The following is a 26,108-nucleotide window of genomic DNA, read 5'->3' on the forward strand; positions in this document are numbered from 1 at the left end:
AGGATTGTGGCTTTTTTCATGCCCTAAAATTAGAAAGGAGTGAAGTCAATGGCCGTTTTTCGCATTGAACGGACCAAAGATTATACCGTGATGAGCAATCATCACCTGCGGAACCACGAACTATCCCTCAAGGCAAAGGGGCTTCTTTCCATGATGTTATCCCTGCCTGATGACTGGAACTATACTACCCGTGGACTTGCGAAAATCTGCAAGGAGGGCGTTGATGCCATCGGCAGTGCGCTGCGGGAGTTGGAAACCGCCGGTTACATCGTGCGGAACCAGCTGCGGGACCAACAAGGCCGGATCAGCGACACCGAGTATGTGATTTATGAGAAACCCCAGCCCAGGCAGCCAGAAACGCCAAGGCCGGATACGGCTGTACCAGATACGGCTTCACCAGATACGGAAAACCCGTATCTGGATAAACCGGATACGGAAAAGCCCGCAGAATTAAATATAGAGAAACCAAATACTCAAAAACAAAATACTCATGGAGCAAGTACCGATTCCATTCCCTTCCGGGAAACAGCGGCAGCACAGCTGCCGGAACGGAAAGGAAGGGATGCGATGTCTGTCTCAGAGATAGAAAATTATCGGGAATTGATTCTGGAGAACATCGAGTATGACTATCTGTGCAGAGAGTTTTCGACCTACCGTGAGGACCTGGACGAGATTGTGGAGCTGATGGTGGAGACCGTTTGTGCCAAACGTAAAACCACTCGGATCGCTGGCAGCGACTTTCCCCATGAAGTCGTGCGCTCCCGGTTCTTGAAGCTGGATAGCGAGCATATCCGATTTGTCATGGACGGTATGCAGAAAAACACCACGGAGGTCCGCAATATGAAACAGTATTTGCTTGCAGTGCTGTTCAACGCGCCCACCACGATCAGCAATCACTACACCGTACAAGTCAATCACGATATGAACACAGGCGGCTGGTAAACAGCCGCTTTTCTGTTGCCCGGCAATACCGGGAGAAAGGATTTTGCCATGAAACGACCTCTTGCCTACATTACGGCTCCCTGGAGCAACAACCAGTATGAGAACGCCGAGAACGCTGCCACCTACTGCCGCCAGGTGTACGACGCCGGGTATTCGCCCATCTGCCCGGTTCTGTTCTTGTCCACCTTCCTCAAGGACGAGATTCCCCAGGAACACAAGGACGGGCTGGATATGGTGCGAGACTATCTGCGCCGGTCCCATGTGCTGGTGGTCTGCGGCCACGGCATCGACGAGACCGTGAAGAATGACATCGCCACCGCTGAGCGCCTGCGGATCACCGCTACCACCCTGGACGGTATCCTGACTGTGAAAGGCCAGGGACGCGGGAAAGGAGGTGCGCGCCATGCCTGAGCGTAAGACCGTGGGCCAGCTGATGGAGGAAATGCGGCTCAAGGCCGGGGCGCAGAACTACCACGGCCATGAGTACATGGATTTGGAGCGGTTTGCCGAGGACACCCGGCACATGATTATCTTCGATGTGCTGACCCACGATTCGCCGGTGGGCTGGAAAGGCGAACGGACCCGCCTGTTTCTGACGGAGGCCGGATACCAGAAAAGCCTGGAGAACCAGGAAAAGGGCCACATCAAGATTCTCAGCCATGCCAAGGTGCGCCAGGGACATCTGTACTATGACCGCTCCGATCAGCTGCGTTGAAAGGAGCCTGCCATGATGAAATACCTGCTGCGGCGGCTGGTGGTCCCGCCTTAGTATCAAGCGCCACCCCTGCAAAATCCGTGGAAAGGAGGCGATGACCTATGCAGGAGGAAGTGGAAAACAGGACTTTGACGCTGGTAGTCAGCGGAACAAAGTTTACCGGGCGGCTGTTTAAGGCCGCCATCACCAAGTACCTTGCCCACCGCAAGGAAAAGAAGCTGCAAAAGCAGAAAAGCCGGGATACCCCCGTGATTCCCCACGGCAAACAGACGGTGAAGCAGCTGATCGGCCAGAATCAGGGCGTTTCCAACATCGAGATCACCGACCCCTCCATCAAGGAGTTTGAAAAGATCGCCCGGAAATACGGCGTTGACTATGCGGTGAAGAAGGACCGCAGCAGCTCCCCGCCCAAGTACCTGATCTTTTTCAAAGGCCGCGATGCGGATGCCCTGACCGCTGCCTTTACCGAGTACACCGGCAAGAAGGTCAGAAAGGCGCAGAAAACAGAGCGTCCGTCCGTGCTGGCAAAGCTGAGCCAGTTCAAAGAGCTGGTGAAACACGCCGTTGTGGACCGGAACAAGCGGAAGGAGCTGGAACGATGAAGATGAAAAAGCAACTTGACATCAAAAAGCTCCTTTTGCTGAATATGCCCTATATCCTGATGGGGCTGTTCGCAACCAACTTCGGTGAAGGATGGCGGATGGCCGTGGGTGCGGACGCTTCGGCAAAAATGCTTTCGTTCTTCTCCACGCTGCCGGTGGCGCTGGCCAGCTGGTGGCCCAGCCTGCACCCTTTGGACCTGCTGGTGGGGCTGTGCTGCGGCGCTGGCCTGCGATTGGCCGTGTATCTCAAAAGCAAGAACGCCAAGAAGTACCGGCACGGTATGGAGTATGGCAGCGCCCGCTGGGGCACCCATGAGGACATCGCACCCTACATCGACCCGGTGTTCCAGAACAATGTGATTCTGACTAAAACCGAGAGCCTGACCATGAACAGCCGCCCCAAGGACCCCAAGACCGCCAGAAACAAAAATGTGCTGGTGATCGGTGGCTCCGGTTCCGGCAAGACCCGCTTCTGGCTGAAACCGAACCTGATGCAGATGCACAGCTCCTATGTGGTGACAGACCCAAAAGGCACCATCCTGGTGGAGTGCGGCAAAATGCTTCAGCGCGGCACACCCAAGCTGGGCAAGGACGGCAAGCCCATGAAGGATAAGCACGGCAAGGACATCTATGAGCCTTATCGGATCAAAGTCCTCAATACCATCAACTTCAAGAAGTCCATGCACTATAATCCCTTTGCCTACATCCACTCCGAAAAGGACATCTTGAAACTGGTCACGACGCTGATCGCCAACACCAAGGGCGAGGGCAAGGCCGGGGACGATTTTTGGGTTAAGGCCGAGACGCTTTTGTACTGCGCCCTCATTGGGTATATCCACTACGAGGCCCCGGTGGAGGAACAGAATTTCTCCACCCTCATCGAGTTCATCAACGCGATGGAGGTCCGGGAGGATGACGAGGAGTTCAAGAACCCCGTGGACCTGATGTTTGACGCGCTGGAGGCAGAGAAGCCCAACCACTTCGCCGTCCGTCAGTACAAAAAGTACAAGCTGGCTGCGGGATTGGCAGCATCACTGCATGGTATGCCGAGGATGGAATCCATCTTTCCCACGGCAAAACTGCCCGTTACGATAAGTCCGCCCAGGTCATTTCCTGGGAGAGTGCCGCTGAGCGTATCGGCCAGCTTTTGCAGGACGGCCAGTTTGCCACCAATGTGGAGCTGGCTGAGGCTGCGGGCTATGAACGCTCCCTCCTCGCGGAAAAGTTCTGGAATCTGTACCACGATTTCAGCGAGGAAGCCAGAGAAGCTGGGTATCTGCCCATCCTTTCCAACAATCCGGGGCGCGGTTTCCCGGAGGAATCTGCATGGCTCACCGAACAGCTGAAAAGCCCGGAGTTTCGCCAGAACCTTGCGGAAGAATATGCTGCCTTCTGGACGGCCTACCAGCAGGATCGGGATTTGCTGCGCTTCCACTACCATAAACCCAAAGAAATTTGGGAGAACCTGCAAGATCTGTCCTTGCCTCGCACCACCTTTACCTCTCAGTTGACGGAAGTACCTTCGGTCAAGCAGTTTATCTCTGAGGACGAGATCGACGCCGCCATGACCAGAGGCAGCGGATTTGAGGGCGGTAAGGGCCGAGTTTTCACCTTTTTCCAGGAACCCCATACGGATAAGGAAAAGGTGGATTTTCTCAAACATAAGTATGGTATTGGCGGTCACTCCCATGCCCTGTCCGGTGCAATGAAAAGCGATGAAAGCCACGACGGAAAAGGTCTGCACTACAAAAAAGACGGCTGCCCGGATGTGCATTTCACCTGGGAGAAAGTCGCCAAACGGATTACCGACCTGATCCAGAAGGGACGCTATCTCACAGAACAGGAACAGGCGGAGTATGACAAAATCCAGGCAGAAAAGGCCCTGGCGGAAGAAGATGCCCTGCAAGCCCAGCAGCCGGACCCGGCTGTGTGGGAATACAACGGCGTCAAGGAGCGCCACCCGGATGATATAATCCTCTACCAAATGGGGGATTTTTTTGAGCTGTACGGTGAGGACGCCAAAACTGCTGCTGCGGAACTGGACCTCAATCTCACGACCCGCGCTATCCCCGGCGGTGGCCGTGTGGAAATGTGCGGCTTTCCGGCAAACCGGCTGGAGCAGGTTGTGGAACAGCTGCGGGATAAGCATGATGTGACCATTTCCGCTGTCCCGAAGGGCGGCAGGGAGCGGCAGGAGTATTCCATGCCCTCTATCGACCATGAGGCGGAACAGCACATCAATGCCCAGGAAGCGGAGTTTGGCGCAGACGGGACCAGAGTATTTCAGGAGACCGAAGCAGCCGCAGCCCCTACGATTCGAGAACTGCATGAGCAATACAAGCCCATTGTACTTGCCGCTGTTATGGAAGATGTGCCATATCGCAATGCCTGCGGTCACAGTGACCATGAGAACGCCGTGATCGAGGGCAATGCCGCTATTCGCCGTGCTGTCCTGGGATCTGGCAACATGGAGCTGCTCCGCCTCTATTCCGACACACCGGAGTTCCGCCAGCGCCTTCATCGAGAAATCATCGACGAGACCTATCCCAAGCTCCATGAGCTGCTGCACCCTCTCACGGACAATGACATCGACAAGGCTATCCAGGACTGGAACGGCAAAATCGAAAGTAAACACGCCGTTGTCCGTTACATGGAGAAACATGGGCGGGAAAAAGATACCGCTGCATGGCTGGCCCATGAGTTTGACGGCGGCGATGGCAAAACCCCGTTTTCGGTTCGCCCGGAAAGCCCCGAAGGAACGGTGCTGCCCTGGCCCAAGGTACAGCGCCGGATCGCTCAGCTTATCAAGGAGGACCGGTTCTACACCGAAGCGGAACAGGACCGGTTCGACAACATCGACCCCATCGCCATTCGGGAGGCTTTGGCCGAGCGCGGCATTGTGAATGGTGAACTGGTGGATGAGGAAAAACTGGATAATGACCCATTCATCCAGCGTGTTATGGCGGATGTGGAGGCCATATCCAGAGAGAGCGTCCCGGCAGATGAGCCGGAACAGCCTTCTCCCCATAATTTGCGTGTTCTGGTTTCAGATGAGGAATACGCTGCGGCTCGTGGCACACTCCGGGAGCGAACCTCCTACGATCCAGCGGTTCCTCCTTACAATGTGGGTGATATTGTCTATCTGGATGACCGGCCCCATCAGATCACAGAGCTGCGGGATGACACGGTGCAGCTGCTGCCCACCGGCATGAGCTATCCCATCTACCGGGCTGAGAGCCGGGAACGGTTTGAGCAGCTTTTGCGGGAGGATAACCGCAACGACTTCTATACCGAATTCCTGCCTGCAAATCTGGATACGGTGGACCAGGACCTTCGGGATGTGCTGGCCCATGGCCTGATTGGTGAGGCGGACAAGGCGGAGCTTTCCGAGCTTCTTCGCAACGGCAAGAGTAACCAGGAGGTAGCCTTGTGGCTGAGCCGGGCCTATCCCAACATCGTGGAAACGATGGAGCTGGAGACCGGCGAGACCGCCGATTACCGCACGATGCCGGAAGGTATCGAGCTGGAAGTGCTGGATGCAGATGAAAAGCGTCTGGCCATGCTGTTCTTCCAGTGGAGCGAGGTTGCGCCTTTGCTGCGCGGGATGTATGCCCGTCAGTTGGACGGTTTTGAGCAGGAACGCCCCGAACCGGCTGCCGAAACCCCGGCCTTCCAAGCCGAGACTGTGGCTGTCTATCCGGGCGATAAGAACAATCTGCCCTATGATGTGGTTGTTCAGACCCTGCGAACCAATGAGCCGGAGCCGCCCACGCCTGCTGTCGAGCCGGAAAAGACTCTGGATGAGGTACTGGACGAACACCCCGTTTCCATTCAGGTAAACGGCGAGTGGCAGACCTTCCCCAATGTCAAAGCTGCCGAGGAAGCCTCTTATGAGGAATACAAGGCCAATCTGCGTCGCACCGCCGAGAATTTCCGTATCACTGACGATCACCTGGGCGAAGGCGGCCCCAAGGCTAAGTTCCAGGCCAATGTCGAGGCAATCAAGCTGCTGAAATACCTGGAGGAAACCACCGAGCAGGCAACGCCGGAACAGCAGAAAATCCTTTCTCGGTATGTGGGCTGGGGCGGCCTTGCCGATGCCTTTGACCCCGACAAGGAAAGCTGGAGCAAGGAATATGCCCAGCTGAAGGAACTGCTGACCCCGGAGGAATACGCTGCTGCCAGAGGTTCCACCCTCAACGCGCACTACACCAGCCCTACGGTCATCAAAGCGATTTACGAGGCTGTGGGCCGCATGGGATTTGAGACCGGCAACATCCTGGAGCCGTCCTGTGGTGTAGGCAATTTCTTCGGTATGCTGCCGGAGGAAATGCGAAACAGCCGTCTTTACGGCGTGGAGCTGGATTCCATCAGCGGGCGTATTGCCCAGCAGCTCTACCCCAAGGCCGACATCACCGTGGCAGGGTTTGAGACCACCGACAGGCGGGATTTCTACGATCTGGCGGTGGGTAATGTACCGTTTGGCCAGTATCAGGTTCGGGATAAAGCCTATGACAAGCTGAATTTCAGCATTCACAACTACTTTTTCGCCAAGGCTCTGGATCAGGTTCGTCCCGGTGGCGTGGTGGCCTTTGTCACCAGCCGCTACACGATGGACGCCAAGGATTCCACCGTGCGCCGGTATCTTGCTCAGCGCGCCGAACTGCTGGGGGCCATCCGTCTGCCCAATGACGCTTTCAAAAAGAACGCAGGTGCCGAGGTCGTTTCGGACATCATCTTCCTGCAAAAGCGTGACCGTCCGTTGGACATCGTGCCGGAGTGGACGCAGACCGGGCAGACCGAGGACGGCTTTGCCATCAACCGCTATTTCCTGGACCACCCGGAAATGGTGCTGGGCCGACAGGAACCGGAAAGCACCGCCCACGGCATGGACTACACCGTGAACCCCATCGAGGGGCTGGAGCTTGCCGATCAGCTGCATGATGCCGTGAAGTACATTCGCGGCACCTACCAGGAGGCCGAGCTGCCGGAGCTGGGCGAGGGCGAAGCCATCGACACTTCTATCCCTGCTGACCCCAATGTGAAAAATTACTCCTACACCGTTGTGGACGGCGATGTGTATTACCGTGAAAACAGCTGTATGGTACGGCCTGACCTGAATGCCACCGCCGAAGCCCGTGTGAAAGGACTGGTGGGTCTGCGAGAATGTGTCCAGCAGCTCATTGATCTGCAAATGGACGCCGCCACACCGGACAGCGCCATCCAGGACAAACAGGCCGAACTGAACCGGCTCTATGACAGCTTCTCTGCAAAATATGGTCTTATCAATGACCGGGCGAACCGGCTGGCCTTTGCTGATGATTCCAGCTACTATCTGCTCTGCGCGCTGGAAGTCATTGACGAGGACGGCAAGCTGGAGCGCAAGGCGGATATGTTCACCAAGCGCACCATCAAGCCCCACAAGGCGGTGGACACTGTGGATACCGCAAGTGAAGCTCTGGCCGTATCAATTTCCGAAAAAGCCTTTGTCGATATGGCGTATATGGCGGAGTTGACCGGCAAGACCGGCGACGAACTGGCCGCCGAGCTAAAAGGCGTGATCTTCCGTGTACCTGGGCAGTTGGAGAAAGACGGCACTCCCCATTATGTAACAGCCGACGAATACCTGTCCGGCAATGTGCGGCGCAAGCTGCGTCAGGCACAGCGGGCCGCACAGCAGGACCCTTCCTTTGCAGTCAATGTGGAGGCCCTTACCGCTGCCCAGCCCAAAGACCTGGATGCGTCGGAGATTGAGGTGCGCCTGGGCGCTACCTGGATCGACAAAGAGTACATCCAGCAGTTTATGTATGAGACCTTCGACACGCCGTTTTATCTCCAGCGCAATATCGAGGTCAACTATTCTTCTTTCACCGCTGAGTGGCAGATCACCGGCAAAAGCTCTGTAAGCCAGAACAATGTGGCAGCCTAATATCATGCAGATCTGGCGGGACGGCGAGGCTGACAAGCTGACCCAGCTGGTATTCTGCGACATTTCCACGCCCCAGGCAGCCCCCTCCAAAAAGGCAGCCAAACAGCTGGATAATCCCACACTTCATGCGCTGGAACAGGCTGTGCCGTTGGATGAGCCTGAGCCTGCCTTTACCATCTATGAGGACATCCGCCAGAAGCTCATCGCCCAGGGAATGCCCGCCGAGCAGATTGCTTTTATCCACGAAGCCAAGACCGAGGTGCAGAAGAAAGAACTGTTTTCCAAGGTTCGCACTGGGCAGGTGCGCGTCCTGCTGGGCAGCACCTCCAAAATGGGCGCTGGCACCAATGTGCAGGACCGGCTTGTGGCGCTCCATGACCTGGATTGTCCGTGGCGTCCGGGAGACCTTGCCCAGCGCAAGGGCCGTATCGAGCGCCAGGGCAACCAGAATCCGCTGGTCCATGTGTACCGCTATGTTACCGAGGGAACTTTCGATGCCTACCTGTGGCAGACGGTGGAGAACAAACAGAAATTCATTTCGCAAATCATGACCAGCAAAAGCCCGGTCCGCTCCTGCGATGATGTGGACGAAACGGCGCTGTCCTTTGCCGAGATCAAGGCCCTGTGCGCCGGAGACCCCCGTATCAAGGAGCGCATGGATTTGGATGTGGAGGTTGCGCGTCTGAAGCTGATGAAAGCTGACCATCAGAGCAAGCAGTACCGCCTGGAGGATCAGTTGCTCAAATACTTCCCCCAGGAAATCGAAACTAACAAGGGGTTTATTAAAGGCTTTGAAGCGGATCTGGAGACCCTGGCCGCCCATCCTCACCCGGAGGATGGCTTTGCTGGAATGGAGATCCGGGGCGATGTGCTGACTGACAAAGAAAACGCCGGTGCAGCCTTGCTAGACGCCTGTAAGGAGGTCAAAGGCTCCGAACCGGTGCAGATCGGCAGCTATCGGGGCTTTACTATGTCCGTGGAGTTTTCCGCTTGGAAACAGGAATATACGCTCCTGTTGAAAGGCCAGATGACCCACCGGGCAAGCCTCGGCACAGACCCGCGCGGAAACCTCACCCGTATCGACAATGCACTGGCTCAAATGCCTCAGCGTTTGGAAGCCGTGAAAAACCAGCTGGACAACCTTTACCAACAGCAGGCCGCAGCCAAAGAGGAAATCGGAAAGCCGTTTCCCTTTGAGGATGATCTGCGAGTCAAGTCCGCCCGTCTGGTGGAACTGGACACGCTGCTGAACATTGACGGCAAGGGCCATGCCCAGCCGGAAACTGTGGTTGCCAAGAGCGCACGGCCTTCGGTGCTGGACAGCTTGAAGCGCCCGGTGCCACCCCGTAGCCCTGAAAAGAAACCGAAACAACATGAGGAGGTGCGATAACATGAATACCAACGATCTGAATACGGCCCTTTATGAGAAGATGGCCGCTGAACAGGACAAATACCGGGACTGGCTGAAAAGCCAGCCCCCGGAGGAAATCCTGCACCATACCTATGAGTACACCGTCCGGGAGGACATTGTGATGGCGATGGAGGACTTGGAGCTGACCGATGCCCAGGCCCAGGCGCTTTTGGATTCGCCTACACCGCTGGCCGATGTGTACCGTCACTTTGAGAAGCTGGAGACCGGCTACATGGATGTGATCCGGGACAGCATTGAAAACCGAGCGGATGATGTGTGTAAGGTTTTGGAAGAACAGCGGTCCATCCCTCTCTATCTCCATTCTGCCGCCTATGCGTCCCAGCATGGGGAGATGGCACAATATAACCGCTCTTATCAGGCAAACTTTGACTGTAAAGAGGCCATTGAACACGCCATCAGCGCCCACTATGCGGATAACCGACTGGATACGGAGTCTGCGGTTAAGGCGGTGCTGGAAAAGTTCGGGTCGGAACGAGTACAGTTCATCCTTGCCAACACCATCCAGCATAAGGACAGCGACGGTCGCGTTTCCCGTGACAACAAAGCCTGGGCAAAGACCATTCCCATGCCGGAGGACAGCGGCACTTCGCGCCACTGTGCTTATCTGGTTGTGGATGAGGTCAATCTTGGTCTGACCGATCTGTTTACACGGCAGGCACGAAAAACGCTTCAGGAACCGGAGAAAGGCTCTGTCTTGCAAAAGCTCAAACAGGAGCCTACCACCCACAAGCCTGCTTTATCGAAGAAACAGGAGCCGGAACGATGAGCGCCAAAAAGCGTAAACGGGATGTGCCGGTCCTGTTTTGGGTTTCCGATGCGGAGATGGAAGCGATCCAGCAGAAAATGGCACAGTTCGGAACAAAAAACCTGAGCGCCTATCTGCGGAAGATGGCTGTGGACGGCTATGTGGTACAGCTGGACTTGCCGGAGCTGAAGGAACTGGTATCCCTGTTGCGCCGAAGCAGCAATAACCTGAACCAGCTCACCCGACGGGTACATGAAACGGGGCGGATTTATGATGCTGACCTGGAGGATATAGCCCAACGGCAGGAGCAGTTATGGGAGGGCGTGAAAGAAATCCTAACCCAGCTTTCCAGGCTTTCGTAACAGGGATATATGCCCCAACTGCGGAGGGAGGAACGGCGTTCTTTTCGCCGCGCCTTCCTCCGTTTTTTCTTTTGCCCATATCCTTGTCTTTTTGAAATGTTGGAAGGATAATATGGGTAGAAAACAGATTGCCGCAAAGGAGTTGAGAATAGATGAAAACCTTTGAGAAGGTGTTGGAGATTTTTCGTGAGTATTTGGACTGTGATCTAGAGGAAGAAGTCCTCCCTTGTCGAGAAGGTTATCTCCGCGTCACATGGAATGGAGATTCCCGCTACTGTGTGGATGGACTTCTCAGCCGGACACCGGACGAACTATTCGAGGTGCTGTTATCTGATTATCGCAGCTATGAGGAACTGCGGCTAACCAAAGGATGCCGAGAAGTGACGGAAGAAGATGAAAGACAGGCAGAAATTCTCTGTCAGAGCTTTCGGGAACGATGGAAGGAGGAAGAAAAATGAGGGCGATCTGGTTCATTCTGAAACTGCCGTTGAAGATTTTAATGGCTCCGGTGATTCTGTCGCTGACCCTGTTCGTCTGGATTTGTGTGGGGATTGTCTATGTCTCCGGTTTGGTGCTGGGGCTTATCAGCATGGTGGTTGCCCTGCTGGGTGTGGCAGTTCTGATTACTTACTCCTTGCAAAACGGCATTATCCTGCTGGTGATAGCATTTCTCATTAGTCCCTATGGTTTGCCAATGGCTGCAATCTGGCTACTGGGCAAGGTACAGGACTTGAAGTTTATCATTCAAGATTTGGTTTATGGATAATATGAAAACCTCCGACGAATTTCGTCGGAGGTTTTATGGTTCTAGGTTATCTTCTTGAAAAAGCGGCGATGCAAAAAAGGTATCTATCCCAATCCCCATTCCTTGGCACATCTCATGAATGATCCGTAGCTTAACCGAATCATACGAGCAGTTGATGACATTTCCAATCGTAGACTTGGGAACACCGCTTTTCATATACAGTTGATATTGTGTCATTTTTCTTTCATCTAGTAATTCTAACAGACGTTTGCTTACCGCCTCGTTTAGCTTCATTCTATACACCGCCCCTGTGACTGTACTATATTTAGTATATGGGCAGTTTTGCTAAAATTGGTCCCTGTACCTGTACTAATAGAGCTATTTGCAGTATGATGGTAATAGGGGTGCCATCGTATGAACGTAACTTTTTGTGGCCATTCGCAAATCACAAAGGCAGACAATATTGCGAATTGGCTTCGCAATGTAACACAAGACCTAATTGAGCAAGGAGCAACAACTTTTTATCTTGGAGGATATGGAGAGTTCGACAGTTTAGCAGCGTCTATTTTACGGGAACAAAAGAAAAAGTATCCGCAAATCGAGCTGGTTCTTGTATTGGCATATTTGAACACTGGCCGGGATGTTTCTGGCTATGACAGTACCGTGTATCCACCGCTGGAAAACGTACCGCGCCGTTTTTCGATTTCTCATAGAAATCGCTGGATGGTAGAGTCCGCCGATGTAGTGGTGGCCTATGTTCTCCATGATTGGGGCGGAGCAGCCACAACGTTACGGTGTGCCAAACAGAAAAAGAAGCAGATTATTTCATATCGTGATGAAATGGGCAGCTGAGGTTGTCTATTTTGCTGCCACTTCATATTTCCAAAACTGTTGAACGTTAAGCTGTCGGTAAAATTATGCCGAATTTTCATCACTTTACTTTTGAACTAATATTGCTTATAATATTAGTGTGAAAGGAAGTGGTACGGTGGGACAATTTGAACAGCTGGATCAGCTGCTGGAAACACAGGATGGGATGCTGCGAACAGCTCAAGTAGTATCTGCTGGTATTTCTAAGCCTGTTTTTTATGATTATGTGCACTCACGGGAATTGGAGCGGGTCGCGCATGGAATTTATCTTTCCAAGGATGCCTGGGTCGATGCCATGTACTTACTTCATCTGCGGGTCGAACAGGCAGTGTTTTCCCATGAGACAGCTTTATTTTTTCACGATCTGACAGACCGCGAGCCGCTGGAATATACGGTCACAGTCAAGACCGGATATAATCCCTCCAAGCTGAAAGCAGAGGGCGTACAGGTATTCACCATTAAGGCGGAACTGCATGGGGTGGGCCTGACAACGGCTCAGACACCATTTGGGCATACAGTTCCTGTCTATGACCTGGAGCGCACCATCTGCGACCTGCTCCGCAGCAGGAACAACATGGAGATGCAGACTTTTCAAGGGGCATTAAAGATGTATGCCAGAAGAAAAGACAAAGACCTGCGGACATTGATGCGGTATGCCGGTATGTTCCGGGTAGAAAAAATTCTGCGGCAGTATTTGGAGGTGCTTTTATGATAAAAACAGCAAGGCAGTTGAAGGATCTGATCCGCAATCTTTCCAGAAAAAAATCTGCGGACGCCCAGCTCTTGATGCGGAACTACATGATGGAGCGTTTTCTGGAGCGTATCTCCCTTTCTGAATATCGTGACAAATTTATTCTGAAAGGCGGTATGCTGGTAGCGGCTATGGTTGGTCTGGATGCCCGTTCCACGATGGATTTGGACGCTACTGTAAAAGGAGCCAATGTCAATGTGGAGGACATAGAGAATTTGATTTCCGCTATTGTGAGTGTCCCGCTTGATGATGGCGTCAAATTCCAGCTGAAAAGTATTTCGGAGATTATGGATGAGGCGGAATATCCGGGGATTCGCGTAAATATGACTACAACCTTTGACGGTGTGGTGACGCCTTTGAAGATTGACATTTCCACAGGGGATGCCATTACCCCCAGGGAGATCCGCTACTCTTTCAAGCTGATGCTGGAAGATCGCTCCATTGATATTTGGGCGTACAATCTGGAAACGGTTCTGGCCGAAAAGCTGGAAACGATCATTACCAGAACTACCACCAACACCCGCATGAGAGATTTCTATGACATTTATATTCTGGAACAGCTGCATGGGAATACATTGGACCCTCAGATTCTCCATGATGCGCTGCGGGCCACTGCTCACAAACGCGGGACAGAACGACATCTTGCAGAAGCTGCCGAAGTTTTTGAGGAAGTGGAGAACAGCTCGGTTATGCAGAAACTTTGGGAATCGTACCGCAAAAAATTTTCCTATGCGGCAGATCTGGAGTGGAACATCATCATGGGGGCGGTGCGCAGTTTATACGCTCTCAGTGAAAAGGAATCGAGCCTATGAAGAAGCACGGCCATTATTGTAAAGTCTGCGGAGAATATAAGGCTAATGAAAAATTTTCCGGCAAAGGTCATGCGGCGCACGTCTGTAAATCCTGTGCTTCTTTGCCGCCGGAGAAGCAAGCGGAGCAAATGACAATAAACCGCTTGCTGAATCTCCCATGGAGATTATCAAAGGAGCAGATTTCCTGGCTGAAGAACCGAATGAAAGATAAGCGCCGGGAAGTTCGTGCGCTGGCAAAAGAACAATACGAGATGAGGTTTCCTCCGAAGCGGTTAGAGGACATCGAGGACAATTTTGATTTTCTCGATGAGGACGATTTAATAGAATAACAAAAGCGGTCTGCACCATGCAGGCCGTTTCTTTTTTGGAAAGGAGGTCTCCCTTATGGCAACCACACGCATCATGCCGCTGCATATCGGCAAGGGTCGGACTGAGAGCCGTGCCATCAGCGATATTATTGACTATGTGGCAAATCCCCAAAAGACCGACAACGGAAAATTGATTACCAGCTATGGATGTGACAGCCGCACTGCTGATGCAGAGTTTCTGTTGGCAAAGCGGCAGTATATTGCCGCCACCGGACGAGTGCGCGGTACAGATGATGTGATCGCCTACCATGTGCGCCAGTCGTTCAGGCCCGGAGAGATCACACCGGAGGAAGCCAACCGGCTGGGCATAGAATTTGCCAGGCGGTTCACCAAAGGCAATCATTCCTTTGTGGTCTGCACCCACATCGACAAATCGCATATTCATAATCACATCATCTGGTCGGCGGTCAATATGGATTGTGACCGGAAGTTCCGTAACTTTTGGGGAAGCACCAGAGCTGTTCGACGTTTAAGTGACACCATTTGTATCGAGAACGGACTATCCATTGTGGAGAACCCCAAGCCCCACGGAAAAAGCTACAACAAGTGGCTGGGCGAACAAGCCAAGCCCTCCCATCGGGAACAGCTACGGGTGATGATTGACCGGGCGCTGGAGCAAAAGCCAGCAGACTTTGACACACTTCTGCAACTGCTTTCCGAGATGGGCTGCGAGGTATCTCGGCGCGGGAAAGCAATCCGCCTTAAAGCTCCCGGCTGGAAGAATGTAGCCCGTATGGATGACAAGCTGGGAGCCGGGTACAGCGAAACAGAAATCCGTGCGGTGCTGGCTGGAGAAAAGCAGCACACGCCCCGCAAGAAATCCACCGTGCAGCCGGAGCCACCCAAGGTCAATTTGCTGGTGGATATTCAGGCAAAATTGCAGGCCGGGAAAGGTGCTGGATATGCACGCTGGGCCAAGGTTTTTAACTTAAAACAGATGGCGCAGACCGTGAATTTTCTTACCGAACATCACCTACTGGACTATACAGAGCTGGAAGAAAAAGCGGTGGCGGCTACCGCCCATCACAATGAGCTGTCAGCGCAGATTAAGGCGACGGAGAAACGCATGGCAGAGATCGCCGTCCTGCGTACCCATATCGTTAATTATGCCAAGACCCGCGAGACCTATGTTGCCTATCGCAAGGCCGGTTATTCCCGAAAATTTCGGGAGGAACATGAGCAAGAAATTCTGCTCCATCAGGCGGCAAAAAATGCCTTTGATGAGATGGGAGTGAAGAAGCTGCCCAAGGTCAAAGACCTGCAATCTGAGTATGCCAAACTGCTGGAGGAAAAGAAGAAAACCTACGCCGAGTACCGGCGTTCCCGTGAGGAAATGCGGGAACTTTTGACGGCAAAGGCCAATGTGGATCGGCTGCTGAAAATGGATGAGGAACAGAAAAAAGAACAAGAAAAAGACCACGGCCAGCGGTAAGCCGGTCATGGTCATAAGCGTCCATCGGACGCGTAGCCGCAGAATGAAATTCTGCGTTCAAAGGGGCTTGGGGGCGCTGCCCTCAACAAGCAAAGCAGAGGGGGAAATCACGTCAGGATTTTTCCCTCTGTGGGCCGAGTGTATTAACACCGGCATTGCTTGCCACTTTTGTTCGCAAACAATATCCGTATCCTTTACACGATGATTTACTTTTATTATCATAGTCGTAATAAGTATATAAACTACTTACATATAAGCACCTAAAATATGAAAGGGCTGATAAAATGATGACCTTTGAAAAGGTTTTAGAAGTATTCAACGATTACCTAAATAAAGATAGTGTTTTGGAGGTGGTGAACACTAAGCGAGGATACACCGTTATGATTTGGGATGAAAAAGATGAGCAATGGTTTGGTGTGGAACATTGCAAAGCCCCCGAGCTTTTACGGGATGCCTTACTTGATGGCTATCGTGATTTTTTAGAGCAACAACTTACTCATAACCGCAGGAGTTTAACCGAAACAGAAATCTTAGATATTCAAAACCGATGTGAACAGCTTTATGATTTGTGTGGAGAATAAAAAAATAACCTAAAAAGTGCGATAGCCTGTGTAGGTGTCGCACTTTTTTCAGTTGGCTTGGCTTACGAAAACAGCGTTAATTATTCCGCAGTTTCTCTTGCCTTTTTCAAGCCTTGAGCCGTAGCTTCCATCACGATAAGCTCCTTTTCTTCCATATCATTCAACAGTACATCAACTTGTTTGCGGCGATTGTTGTCGCCATCTTCATTGCATGGAAAAAAGAACTGGTCTACAGAGATGTCAAGCAAGGTAGTAATGAGATAAAATTTGTTAAGCCTTGGGTGCTGCCCCCTGTTCTCTATATACATAATAGAGCGTGGCGTAAGGTCTACCAGTTGGGCAAGATATTCCTGTGTCCACCCTTTTGCTTCCCGAGCTTTTTTTATCGCTATACCTAACGGCTTAAAATCAAGTTTTCTTTCATCTTGGTACATTTTAATATCATCCTATATCATTGTACATTTCGGGTGATGATATTTGAACGAAGTATGATTTTATGTTTAGTAGTGTATAATTTCGTATTAGTGGAGAGAAACTTGCTATTATTCGTCATTCCGTATATAATAATTATATACTCTTTGCGAAAGGAAGTTGATATTATGAATTACATTTCTGTGAAAGCCGCTTCTGAAAAATGGGGCATATCGGAAAGACGGATACAAAAATTATGTGAGGAAAATCGCATTGACGGAACTGAAAAATTTGGTCGTGCATGGATGATACCAAAAGATGCAGAAAAACCCGTTGATGGACGTATGAAAACAAGGAACAAACAGGAGGAGAATCATGGAATTTAATGAAAAGCTACAACAGCTTAGGACTGGAAAGAACTTAACGCAGGAACAACTTGCGGAGCAATTATATGTATCAAGAACAGCCATTTCAAAATGGGAAAGCGGCAAGGGTTACCCTAACATTGAGTCGCTCAAGTGTATTTCTAAATTCTTTTCTGTGACCATAGATGAACTGCTATCGGGCGAAGAACTGATTACACTTGCCGAAACTGAAAATCGTTCCAACTTGAAAAAAATTTACAGTTTCATTTATGGAATATTAGATATGATGGCGGTTACTTTTATACTTTTGCCGTTGTATGGTAACGGTAACCTTGTTGACGGATATATTTATTCTGTCAATCTACTTTCATTTACAGACACTACCCCAATATATCTTGCAATCTATTGGATTGTTTTTATTGTTTTGATTGCACTTGGGATAGCGAAACTGATGTGTGTTTGTTTTGAAAAGGAATCATGGAGCAACATAATCACAAAATGCTCTCTCGTGCTGAGTACGCTTTTTATCTGCTTCTTCGCTGCGGCAAGACAACCCTATGTAACCGCCCTTATGTTTCTGCTATTTGTTGCTAAAATATTTGTCTGGATAAAGCAAACCCAAACAAAGTAAAATGCCATAAACCCTTTAAAATAGGCTCTGACACGATAAGTGTCGGAGCTTTTTTCGTGCTGACATCTATTGTGTCGGCATTGTGACGGTAGATTTCTTGGCTTCTATGCAATACTCGTGGATAATAAGATTGTGGTCAGCGAAAACAAGAACAGCAACCCACGGAAAGGAGAATCAAATATGGATTATATCATTGAAACAGAAAATCTTACGAAGCGATACGGAACAGCCACCGTTGTCGATAAGGTAAATCTTCATGTGCCAAAGGGCAAAATTTATGGTTTGCTCGGCAGAAACGGAGCAGGCAAAACCACAGCAATGAAAATGATGTTGCAGCTTGCTTTCCCAACGGAGGGAACGGTACGCTTGTTTGGCACAAACTATAAGGAAAATATCCATACCCTTTATAGCAAAGTAGGCTCTATTATCGAAACACCGGGATTTTACAGTAATTTAACAGGGTATGAGAATTTGCAAATTCTCGCTAAACTGCGAGGGGGAGTATCTAAAAGTGGAGTAGAAAAAGCTCTTGAAGTTGTGGGGCTGCATAAGGAGAAAAGAAAAGTCTTTTCCGATTATTCCCTCGGAATGAAGCAACGGCTTGGTATTGCCGCCGCCATTATGCACGAGCCGGAGCTTTTAATACTTGACGAACCGATTAACGGACTTGACCCCATTGGAATAGTTGAAATACGCTCATTTTTATCTGAACTTAGTCACAATCATGGCATTACCATTTTTATCTCAAGCCATGTTTTAAGCGAGATTGAACAGATAGCAGATATTATCGGCGTTATGCACGAGGGGCATTTAGTAGAGGAAGTGAATATATCCGAGCTTCACAAAAGGAATCGAAAATACATTCAATTTGATTTATCTGACAGTGAGATAGCCGGAAAGATTTTAGAAAACCACTACCACATGACGGATTTTACAGTGCAGGACGGTACGGTGAGAATTTATGACTTTAGCCAAAGTGTTGGAGAAATCAATCGAGAATTTGCACGAAATGGACTGCTCGTGACAAGGATAAATGATAGTGAGGAAAACTTAGAGGACTACTTTTCTAAACTGATTGGAGGTGGCGGTATTGCTTAATCTTATTTCTTGTGAATTATTAAAACTAAAGCGTTCAAAAATGGTGCTAATTAGTGTGGCAGGGGTATTATCTACCCCACTTTTGATGTTAATAGAAGCCTTGCAAACACATTTTGATAAGCCGGAGATTATCTTTACCTTGTCTGACATATACAGCGACAGTGTACTGTATATCATGCTGCTGGTAAACATTATGATATATGTGGCAATTGCAGCTTACTTGTTTAGCAGAGAGTACACAGAAAGCACCCTCAAAACCATATTGCCCATACCCATTTCAAGGACAAAACTATTAATTGGAAAATTTTGCACCCTGCTTCTTTGGATTGTTATGCTAACCCTTGTAACATGGGCAGGTATATTTATCGTTTGTGGGCTATATGACGCTGTCTTTACATTGGAGGGATATAGCTTACTAGTGGCAATAGTATGGCTCCCCAAGTTTTTGTTTGGCAGTATCCTGATGTTTTTAACAGTTTCTCCTTTTGTGTTTGTTGCTATGAAAACAAAAGGATTTGTCGCCCCGATGATTGGCTCTGCCGTGATTGTCATGGGAAGTGCCGCACTTTCAAATCAAGAATGGGGAGCGTTGTATCCGTGGACAGCCACCTATTTCTTGGTGCAGGGTAAACTTCAGAGTACCGGCTATCCTACACTGCTGTCTGTATCTATTATTATTCTTGTATCAGCAGTTGGTTTTCTTATGACCTTTCATCATTTTAAAAAGGAGGATTTGAAATAATGGTACTTGATTTTATAGAAATCTTAAAAGTTATTTTTCTTGGAATTGTTGAGGGTATTACTGAGTGGCTACCTATCAGCAGCACAGGACATATGATTCTTGTGGACGAATTTATCACACTTAATATGAGCGAAGCATTTAAAGAAATGTTTTTTGTTGTTATTCAACTTGGAGCTATACTCGCAGTGGTTGTAATGTTTTGGAACAAGATGTTTCCCTTTCAATTTAAGAACAAAGCACAGTCAATTGTTAAAAAGGATACTTTCTCGTTGTGGTTCAAGGTTGCGGTAGCTTGTGTACCGTCAGCTATTATGGGGATTCTATTTGATGATTATTTGGATGCTTACCTCCAAACCCCCATTGTGATTTCAATCATGTTAATCTTTTATGGTTTGTTATTCATTCTCATAGAAAATTGGAATAAAAAGCGTACTCCTACTACTATGGCACTTTCTGACATCAGCTATAAAACAGCAATCTTGATAGGGGCATTTCAAGTGTTATCACTTATACCCGGCACATCACGGTCGGGAGCAACGATTATAGGTGCTTTACTCATAGGAGTTTCACGAGTGGCAGCAGCAGAGTTTACTTTTTTCCTCGCAGTACCTACTATGCTTGGAGCAAGTGCTTTTAAGCTGTTAAAATTCGGGTTTGAATTTACAAGTGCAGAACTGCTCGCTCTTGTTCTCGGTATGGCTGTGGCATTTGCGGTATCTGTCTTAGTAATTAAATTCCTAATGAACTTTATCAAAAAACATGATTTTAAGGTGTTTGGTTGGTATCGAATTGTGCTTGGTATACTTGTTGTACTTATAAAATCTTAATAATGCGTTTTCTTTGTGCGCGAATAAAAATGCCAGTTGGTCCTTAAGATCAGCTGGCATTTTTGTTTCTGGGGATGGAAAACAACCCAGAGATTCTCGTTGTCGATCTCCTCCTGATTTTAGTTTGCATGGTGAATTTTGCAAATTGAATCTACAGGAGGTTAATAATGGGATTTAATTATGGATATGAGAAAAAGAAGTTTGATAGTAGATGGAAGCGTTTAGAAGTTGAGTATTGTGATGCAGGGATGAGCGAAGAACAGATTGCTGCCATGAAAGAATATGACTGGGCATGGTTTTGCAGTCAAAGGGTTTTTCAAAACCATACGCAACCAATACCTTGTGAACAATATGATGAAGTATGTGGTCAATCACAGCTGTTCCGAAAGTTTGCATCGTTATCTTATCAATGGGATGTTGATAAGATTGATCAAACGCGATATGGATGGTTGGCTTCGGTGGAAAACGAACAACTACTGTTGAGATTGAAGAAGCTGTCGAAGAAAGATTTGGAGCTATTGACATTACTTTTTGTGGATGGTTATCGTCAAATTGATGTAGCACGTCTTTGGCATTGTTCCAGAAGTGCTGTTGCACAAAGATTTAAAAAAATAAAAAAATTTTTGAATAACACTTAACAAATGAAGCGTATCAGTGCCTACCCATTGAGGGAAGAACATTCTCCCAATGTGGAGCTTGACAATTTCATAGACGGCATTTCCGGTACATAACCTATGTACGAGCGAATCAGGCACGCCGCGAAGATGGACAGCCCCAGGAGGTGATGAATAGGACTGTTCCGAGCGATCCACGTCAGCCTGATACCCGAAAGTGGCATTTCAGGGCGCGATGACTGCATAGGGGTTTAAGATACTTCCTCACGGCCTCCTAAAGACTTGGGGGGAACTCTGCGGCGCACGAGTAAAACGACGCTGTGGAGTTATGACAGCCGCGCCAGCGGAGACCGGAATGTCCCCATCGCCAGGGGTGCGTGGCAAATGTGGCGAGTAAATTTTTCAAAGTCAGATACCATGCGCTGGCAGCTTCGGTTGCCAGCGCATTCATGTGATTTTGAAAGCAACAACCACATCTTTGACAGAAAGGGGGACCACCTATGGAAAAATTGATTTCGCGGAAAGAGGCTGCCAAATTACTGGGGATTAGCATTGCCACTTTGGATGCAGCTCGAAACAGTGGGCTAATTTCCTATGTTCAGTATGTGCAAAATGGTTGCGTGTACTTTACAGATGCTGGCCTTCAGGAGTATATCGCAAAATGCACCCATCGTGCAAAGCCAGTGGAAAAAAGCGCTACATACCGCAAGCTGCGAAGTGTCCGAGCTTGAGCTGTTCCGTATCCTTGCTGGAACCTAATATGTCTGATAAAACAAAGGTACAGCGCTGGACATTATTCTTAGGAGGTGACGGAATTGGCAAAAAGAAAAAGGGCAATTCCTCAATATGGTACGGTCGTGCTTAACGGCATTGAATATTATAGAACCAGAGTCGAAGATTCGGATGGAAACAGAGTGGCGCTTTATGCAAAGACGCCCGAAAAGCTTTATGACAAGGAACTGGAGGCGTTAGAGCAGATTGACAGTACTACGTTTCGTCGAAGATCGCCTACGGTTATCAAGCCTTTGGGAGATATGTATATGGAGGAAGTAACAGCGGATGATATTCGTCTGGCGCTGATCCCATTGTCCAATAAGTCCGAGAGCCTGCACAATACGGTGAATATGCTCCTCAAGTGCATTTTTTACTCGGCAGAGCGGAGCCAGTTGCTGGAATACAATCCGTGTGAGGGGATTTCGGCAAAAGGAGGGAAACCGACCCAAAAGAAAGATTCGCTGACAGACCAGCAGGTGGAAGTGCTGCTGGAAACCGTCAAAGGACTTCCGCCGTATCTGTTTACCATGATCGGCTTATATGCCGGTCTGCGCCGAGAAGAAGCTCTCGCCTTGCAATGGGATTGTGTGTTCCTCGATGCACCCACTCCATATATCTCTGTGCGGCGCGCATGGCGATCAGAGCATAACAGACCGGTTATCTCTACAACGCTTAAGACGAAAGCAGCAAGAAGGGATATTCCCATTCCCAAATGCCTTGTGAATTGTCTGCGGGAAGCCAAGGCTGCCTCCAAATCGGAATATGTGATTGCCGATAGTGAGGGACAGCCCTTGTCATATTCGCAGTTCAAACGTGTCTGGCAGTACATCGTTGTTCGGTCTACCAAGGAGCGTACCTATTATAAGTATGTGAACGGACAGAGCATCAAGTACACTGTTCAGCCGAGTCTGGGAGGACATCAGAAAAACAATCCCAACATTGTGTATAGCCTGGACTTCGATGTGACACCGCACCTGCTGCGGCATACCTACATCACCAATCTTCTGTATGCAGGTGTTGACCCCAAGACGGTCCAGTACCTTGCCGGACATGAGAACAGCAAGACAACTATGGACATCTATGCAAGAGTAAAGTATAATAAACCAGAACAGCTATTCGATGTAGTAAATTCTGCATTTCATCAAGCTGTCCCCTCGTAAAAGTGGCCTGTTTTTTGGTTAAGGAATAGGACAACCGAGGGGCCGAGGCTCAAAAAAGCCCGGAATATCAAGGAAAATCATCGCTCAGACGATTGAAATACGGCTTGAAGGCTGCACGCCGTGCACCGCAGTTCTCCAAGAGATAATTGCGCGTCTGGAGTCCCAATTCAAAAGCATTCGAAGCCTCCCACGGAATTTCCCGTTGGGAGGCTTTTTGCGTGTTCCAAGGGCTTTTTCTGATGTATATAGATGTATATAAGTTTCTAATAAGGATTTTGCAATCGGAAGAAGAGCTTCGTTGCTTTGCGTCTATTTTGATGCGCTCATATTTAAAGAAAAAGCATGTTGCGTTGGCAAGGAGGTTTCTATTTATATAAAGGAAACTGGGGGCGTCCACCTATGCCGCAGGGAAGGGATTCCCCATCTTGCATACTTTTCCGCCTGCCTTTGCGGAATACTCCCTGTGGGTGGGAGACTTCCCATCTGATTCTGTAGGGCTTTCCCCCGTGGAGCGGAGGATACAATCGTTGCCGTTTGCTGCCGTGGCCCTCGCCGTAGGCGCGAAAGACGCGGTGCGTCCGCTGCGCGCCTGCTCATGCCGCAGGGAAGGAACTTGTAACCTTATATACTTTTCCGCCTGCTTTTGCAGAACGCTCCCTGTGGATGGGACATAAAACTTCCATCTCGCTTTTGTAGGGCTTTCCCCCGTGGAGCGGAGGATACAATCGTTGCCGTTTGCTGCCGTGGCCCTCGCCGTAGGCGCGTCCTGACCGGAGGTCCGCGAGAGGCACTGTGTGCCTGGCCTTTGTGGAGTGCTCCCTGTGGGTGGGCAATAAGGCTTCCCATCTGCTTCTGTAGGGCTTTCCCCCGTGGAGCGGAGGATACAATCGTTGCCGTTTGCTGCCGTGGCCCTCGCCGTAGGCGCGAGAGGCACTGTGTGCCCGCCGTAGGCGCGTCCTGACCGGAGGTCCGCGAGAGGCACTGTGTGCCCGCTGTGTGCCTGTGGAAAACGGTGTTTTTGAGCGTGGGCGGCGCCCCAATTCGACCGGCTTTCCACAGAGTTTTCCCTTTCAACGGTGGAAAACTGTGTGGAAATAGTGGAAAACCTTTCAAAAATCCGCTTCAAACCCCAATATACAGTAGGAGGAAAAAGACAGTTGTCCGGTCCGAGGAAAATCCACAGAAACAAGGCTCTCCCTGTGGAAGAGAGGGAAAACTCGTGGGAATCCGGTGGAAAAGCGGTTGAGAAGTGTGGAAAATTGCCGTCCGCCTTTCTCTTGCGCGAAGAAGAAATGCCAAACCTGCAAAATGGAAATCATTGACGGGAGAACTGCCAAAGACATACAATGTCCCCCAAGGCCAATCCGCCCGGAAAGCCAGAGGACAAGCCGTTTTTGGGCTTGTCTCCCCGCATTTTTGCCGCGCTTTTTTCCCGTCCCCTGGCATAAAATACAGGCTTGAAACCTTTGTAACAAGTTTGTAACCGAAAGTTTTTACATTCTGCACAGAAAACACGGTCAAAATCTTCCTAAGCAACGGGGAAATCCGGTCGAAAACGGAAGCTTCTCCGGAAAACGGTGGACAATTCTGATTTTCGACTTGTTCATAATGCTCAAAATCGCGCTTTTTCCAAATTTGACAATGGGCGATTGGATGAATATAATACGTGCATTGACAACCCCAATAACCATGAAGCGGCGAGCGGGAAGATTTTTTCCCGCATGTAGTAATTGATTTACTTTGTCGTAGGCTCTTTTCCCTGCCAAACAGGATGGCTGGGGGAGGGTGATGGCACGAACCGAAATTGCCGCAGAAAAGGAAAAAGGTGAAACAATGTTCAATCAGAATGCGAAGCAATTTGTGGAGAACGCAAAGCGCTTCCTGTGCAAAACCCCGTTGAAACGGTTGACCGCCCTGCTGGTGATGGTCGTGATTACAGTGAGTTCTGTTATCACGGTTATGGCCGCCACGCGCGACGTCAATCTTACGTACAATGGGGAGATCTACACGCTGCAAACAACCAGCGGCGGGACGCAGGACATCCTGAATCAGGCAAAGGCTCAATATCCGGAAATCGAAGTTGGGCCGATGGACGACATCTCCCGTTCGGAGGACGAGACGGCGATCAACCTGACCGTGAAGAGCGCGTATGACGCAACGGTTTTGGCGGACGGCGCCGGCCACACTATGCTTGCTTATTACGGTGAGGACGTGGAAGATGTTCTGGAAAAAGTGGGCGTCACCCTCGGCGTGAACGATGTGGTGGAGCCTGCGAAGAACGAGAAAGTGACGGATGACACGGAAATTACGGTCACCCGCAGATATGAGGTGTCCATCACAGCGGATGGGGAAACGAGAGAGCTCTTGGCCCCCTCCAATACGGTGGCACAGACCCTGGAGGACCAGGGGATCACCCTTGGTTCCGACGACCTCGTCAGTGTAGACCTGGATGAGCGCGTATGCGACGGTATGCAGATCGTCGTCTCTCGCGTAACCTATCAGGACGTCACGGTGACGGAAGAGATTCCTTATGAGACGACAACAAACAAGGATGCGAATCTTGACAAGGGCAAGACGATTGTGGAAGTAGAAGGCCAGGTCGGAAGCCAGTCTGTTGAGAAGCGCCAGAAGTTTATCGACGGCCAGCTCGTGGAGGAGACGGTTCTGAACACAACTGTGCTCAAGGAGCCTGTCACGCGGGTGGTCACGGTCGGTGCAAAGCCGAAGAACGGCATTGCAATCGTCAATGGGGACGGCACGCTCACGGATCACAACGGCAATACCATTAAGTATTCCAAGGTGGTATCCGGGCGCAGTTCGGCCTATACGGGCGGTGGATATACGTCCACCGGGAAGCCCGCGGCGGTCGGCCTTGTGGCGGTCAACCCGAAGATCATCCCGTATGGAACGAGAATGTATATTGCATCCCCGGACGGCAAGACCGTCTACGGCTATGCGATCGCTGCGGATACCGGCGGCGGCGTAAAGAGCGGCCGGATTGTAGCGGACTTGTACTATGATACGTACAATGAGTGCATCAACTTCGGTGTGCGGAATATGAACCTCTATATCCTTGAGTAAGGTTTCCCCAAAGGGAAACCCTGTTATAGGCAAAAAGAGGCCGGAAATCCCTCTGCGCGGCATTTGCCGCGGGGAGTCGGCTTCGCCTACCCAAACGCCGGAAAGGCCATGGGGTTCTT

26 protein-coding genes and 3 pseudogenes are annotated in these 26,108 nt (G+C 50.1%); 27 read left to right on the forward strand and 2 right to left on the reverse strand.

Annotated elements, in window-relative coordinates; all coding sequences use genetic code 11:
* The first annotated feature begins 48 nt into the window (after positions 1 to 48).
* The 11 genes and pseudogenes from I2G69_RS11115 (at position 49) to I2G69_RS11165 (ending at position 11,493) form a co-directional block, all read left to right on the forward strand.
* Positions 49 to 942, forward strand: coding sequence for a DUF6017 domain-containing protein (locus tag I2G69_RS11115; RefSeq protein WP_002576355.1), 894 nt, complete (start codon positions 49 to 51; stop codon positions 940 to 942).
* A gap of 48 nt (positions 943 to 990) precedes the next feature.
* Positions 991 to 1,353, forward strand: a complete 363-nt coding sequence (locus I2G69_RS11120) for a DUF7768 domain-containing protein (protein ID WP_002578791.1) — start codon at positions 991 to 993, stop codon at positions 1,351 to 1,353.
* Positions 1,346 to 1,657, forward strand: a complete 312-nt coding sequence (locus tag I2G69_RS11125) for a DUF5720 family protein (protein WP_002576353.1) — start codon at positions 1,346 to 1,348, stop codon at positions 1,655 to 1,657. Before I2G69_RS11120 ends, I2G69_RS11125 begins: the two co-directional genes overlap by 8 nt.
* 101 nt (positions 1,658 to 1,758) lie before the next feature.
* The gene (locus I2G69_RS11130; RefSeq protein WP_002576352.1) at positions 1,759 to 2,259 is read left to right on the forward strand and encodes a PcfB family protein; all 501 of its coding nucleotides are present in this window, start codon (positions 1,759 to 1,761) and stop codon (positions 2,257 to 2,259) included.
* Positions 2,260 to 2,261: 2 nt separating this feature from the next.
* Positions 2,262 to 3,290 (forward strand): annotated as a pseudogene (locus I2G69_RS11135) (type IV secretory system conjugative DNA transfer family protein); the annotation flags it as partial.
* A pseudogene (locus I2G69_RS14555) lies at positions 3,272 to 5,327 on the forward strand (SNF2-related protein); the annotation flags it as partial. The pseudogenes I2G69_RS11135 and I2G69_RS14555, both read left to right, overlap by 19 nt.
* Before the next feature lie 608 nt (positions 5,328 to 5,935).
* Positions 5,936 to 9,575: pseudogene (locus tag I2G69_RS14560) on the forward strand (helicase-related protein); the annotation flags it as partial.
* 4 nt (positions 9,576 to 9,579) lie between these two features.
* Positions 9,580 to 10,386 (forward strand): DUF3848 domain-containing protein, encoded by an 807-nt coding sequence (locus I2G69_RS11150; protein WP_002578490.1) that lies wholly within the window; start codon positions 9,580 to 9,582, stop codon positions 10,384 to 10,386.
* Positions 10,383 to 10,727, forward strand: coding sequence for a plasmid mobilization protein (locus I2G69_RS11155; RefSeq protein WP_002578491.1), 345 nt, complete (start codon positions 10,383 to 10,385; stop codon positions 10,725 to 10,727). The genes I2G69_RS11150 and I2G69_RS11155 overlap by 4 nt, the downstream gene beginning before the upstream one ends.
* Before the next feature lie 152 nt (positions 10,728 to 10,879).
* Positions 10,880 to 11,185, forward strand: coding sequence for a hypothetical protein (locus tag I2G69_RS11160; RefSeq protein ID WP_002578492.1), 306 nt, complete (start codon positions 10,880 to 10,882; stop codon positions 11,183 to 11,185).
* Entirely contained in the window at positions 11,182 to 11,493 is a 312-nt protein-coding gene (locus I2G69_RS11165; protein ID WP_002578493.1) for a CD1845 family protein, read from the forward strand. The genes I2G69_RS11160 and I2G69_RS11165 overlap by 4 nt, the downstream gene beginning before the upstream one ends.
* 33 nt (positions 11,494 to 11,526) lie before the next feature.
* Here the strand turns inward: I2G69_RS11165 and I2G69_RS11170 are convergent, their stop codons facing one another.
* Positions 11,527 to 11,766, reverse strand: coding sequence for a helix-turn-helix domain-containing protein (locus I2G69_RS11170; RefSeq protein ID WP_002578494.1), 240 nt, complete (start codon positions 11,764 to 11,766; stop codon positions 11,527 to 11,529).
* Positions 11,767 to 11,886: 120 nt separating this feature from the next.
* On the opposite strand from I2G69_RS11170, the gene I2G69_RS11175 reads away from it, so the two are divergent.
* From I2G69_RS11175 to I2G69_RS11200, 6 genes are all read left to right on the forward strand, one after another.
* Complete coding sequence (locus tag I2G69_RS11175; protein WP_002578495.1) at positions 11,887 to 12,324, forward strand: hypothetical protein; 438 nt, start codon at positions 11,887 to 11,889, stop codon at positions 12,322 to 12,324.
* A 136-nt stretch (positions 12,325 to 12,460) separates the two neighbouring features.
* Positions 12,461 to 13,054: a type IV toxin-antitoxin system AbiEi family antitoxin domain-containing protein gene (locus I2G69_RS11180; RefSeq protein WP_002578496.1), complete on the forward strand. Its 594-nt coding sequence runs from the start codon at positions 12,461 to 12,463 to the stop codon at positions 13,052 to 13,054.
* The gene (locus I2G69_RS11185) at positions 13,051 to 13,905 is read left to right on the forward strand and encodes a nucleotidyl transferase AbiEii/AbiGii toxin family protein (protein ID WP_002578497.1); all 855 of its coding nucleotides are present in this window, start codon (positions 13,051 to 13,053) and stop codon (positions 13,903 to 13,905) included. Before I2G69_RS11180 ends, I2G69_RS11185 begins: the two co-directional genes overlap by 4 nt.
* The gene (locus I2G69_RS11190; RefSeq protein WP_002578498.1) at positions 13,902 to 14,234 is read left to right on the forward strand and encodes a hypothetical protein; all 333 of its coding nucleotides are present in this window, start codon (positions 13,902 to 13,904) and stop codon (positions 14,232 to 14,234) included. The genes I2G69_RS11185 and I2G69_RS11190 overlap by 4 nt, the downstream gene beginning before the upstream one ends.
* 55 nt (positions 14,235 to 14,289) lie before the next feature.
* On the forward strand, positions 14,290 to 15,705 hold the full coding sequence (locus I2G69_RS11195; protein ID WP_002578499.1) for a relaxase/mobilization nuclease domain-containing protein: 1,416 nt from the start codon (positions 14,290 to 14,292) through the stop codon (positions 15,703 to 15,705).
* 284 nt (positions 15,706 to 15,989) lie between these two features.
* The gene (locus I2G69_RS11200; protein WP_002576327.1) at positions 15,990 to 16,286 is read left to right on the forward strand and encodes a hypothetical protein; all 297 of its coding nucleotides are present in this window, start codon (positions 15,990 to 15,992) and stop codon (positions 16,284 to 16,286) included.
* A gap of 80 nt (positions 16,287 to 16,366) precedes the next feature.
* Here I2G69_RS11200 and I2G69_RS11205 read toward each other — a convergent pair whose 3' ends face one another.
* Positions 16,367 to 16,726, reverse strand: a complete 360-nt coding sequence (locus I2G69_RS11205) for a helix-turn-helix domain-containing protein (protein WP_425330774.1) — start codon at positions 16,724 to 16,726, stop codon at positions 16,367 to 16,369.
* 159 nt (positions 16,727 to 16,885) lie between these two features.
* Here I2G69_RS11205 and I2G69_RS14450 point away from each other — a divergent pair, with 159 nt between their 5' ends.
* The 10 genes from I2G69_RS14450 to I2G69_RS11255 all read left to right on the forward strand — a co-directional run bounded on the left by I2G69_RS14450 (position 16,886) and on the right by I2G69_RS11255 (position 25,989).
* Positions 16,886 to 17,083 (forward strand): helix-turn-helix domain-containing protein, encoded by a 198-nt coding sequence (locus tag I2G69_RS14450; protein ID WP_009246557.1) that lies wholly within the window; start codon positions 16,886 to 16,888, stop codon positions 17,081 to 17,083.
* Positions 17,073 to 17,693: a bacitracin resistance transcriptional activator BcrR gene (gene bcrR, locus I2G69_RS11215; protein ID WP_087166405.1), complete on the forward strand. Its 621-nt coding sequence runs from the start codon at positions 17,073 to 17,075 to the stop codon at positions 17,691 to 17,693. The genes I2G69_RS14450 and bcrR overlap by 11 nt, the downstream gene beginning before the upstream one ends.
* Positions 17,694 to 17,873: 180 nt before the next feature.
* Positions 17,874 to 18,791 (forward strand): bacitracin ABC transporter ATP-binding protein BcrA, encoded by a 918-nt coding sequence (gene bcrA / locus I2G69_RS11220; RefSeq protein WP_002576324.1) that lies wholly within the window; start codon positions 17,874 to 17,876, stop codon positions 18,789 to 18,791.
* A complete protein-coding gene (locus I2G69_RS11225) occupies positions 18,784 to 19,533 on the forward strand; it encodes an ABC transporter permease (RefSeq protein ID WP_002576323.1) in 750 nt (249 codons plus the stop codon). Before bcrA ends, I2G69_RS11225 begins: the two co-directional genes overlap by 8 nt.
* Positions 19,533 to 20,360, forward strand: a complete 828-nt coding sequence (gene bcrD, locus I2G69_RS11230; protein ID WP_002576322.1) for a bacitracin resistance undecaprenyl-diphosphatase BcrD — start codon at positions 19,533 to 19,535, stop codon at positions 20,358 to 20,360. Before I2G69_RS11225 ends, bcrD begins: the two co-directional genes overlap by 1 nt.
* A 167-nt stretch (positions 20,361 to 20,527) precedes the next feature.
* Positions 20,528 to 20,998 (forward strand): RNA polymerase subunit sigma-73, encoded by a 471-nt coding sequence (locus I2G69_RS11235; RefSeq protein WP_002576321.1) that lies wholly within the window; start codon positions 20,528 to 20,530, stop codon positions 20,996 to 20,998.
* A 476-nt stretch (positions 20,999 to 21,474) separates the two neighbouring features.
* Entirely contained in the window at positions 21,475 to 21,705 is a 231-nt protein-coding gene (locus tag I2G69_RS11240) for a hypothetical protein (protein WP_002576320.1), read from the forward strand.
* A gap of 84 nt (positions 21,706 to 21,789) precedes the next feature.
* On the forward strand, positions 21,790 to 22,908 hold the full coding sequence (locus tag I2G69_RS11245) for a tyrosine-type recombinase/integrase (protein WP_195560793.1): 1,119 nt from the start codon (positions 21,790 to 21,792) through the stop codon (positions 22,906 to 22,908).
* Positions 22,909 to 23,996: 1,088 nt separating this feature from the next.
* Entirely contained in the window at positions 23,997 to 24,230 is a 234-nt protein-coding gene (locus tag I2G69_RS11250) for a hypothetical protein (protein ID WP_195560794.1), read from the forward strand.
* A 466-nt stretch (positions 24,231 to 24,696) separates the two neighbouring features.
* Positions 24,697 to 25,989, forward strand: coding sequence for a 3D domain-containing protein (locus I2G69_RS11255; protein ID WP_195560795.1), 1,293 nt, complete (start codon positions 24,697 to 24,699; stop codon positions 25,987 to 25,989).
* Positions 25,990 to 26,108: the final 119 nt, after the last annotated feature.

It is taken from the genome of Anaeromassilibacillus sp. D41t1_190614_C2 (assembly GCF_015558525.1).
Lineage (GTDB): Bacteria > Bacillota > Clostridia > Oscillospirales > Acutalibacteraceae > Anaeromassilibacillus > Anaeromassilibacillus stercoravium.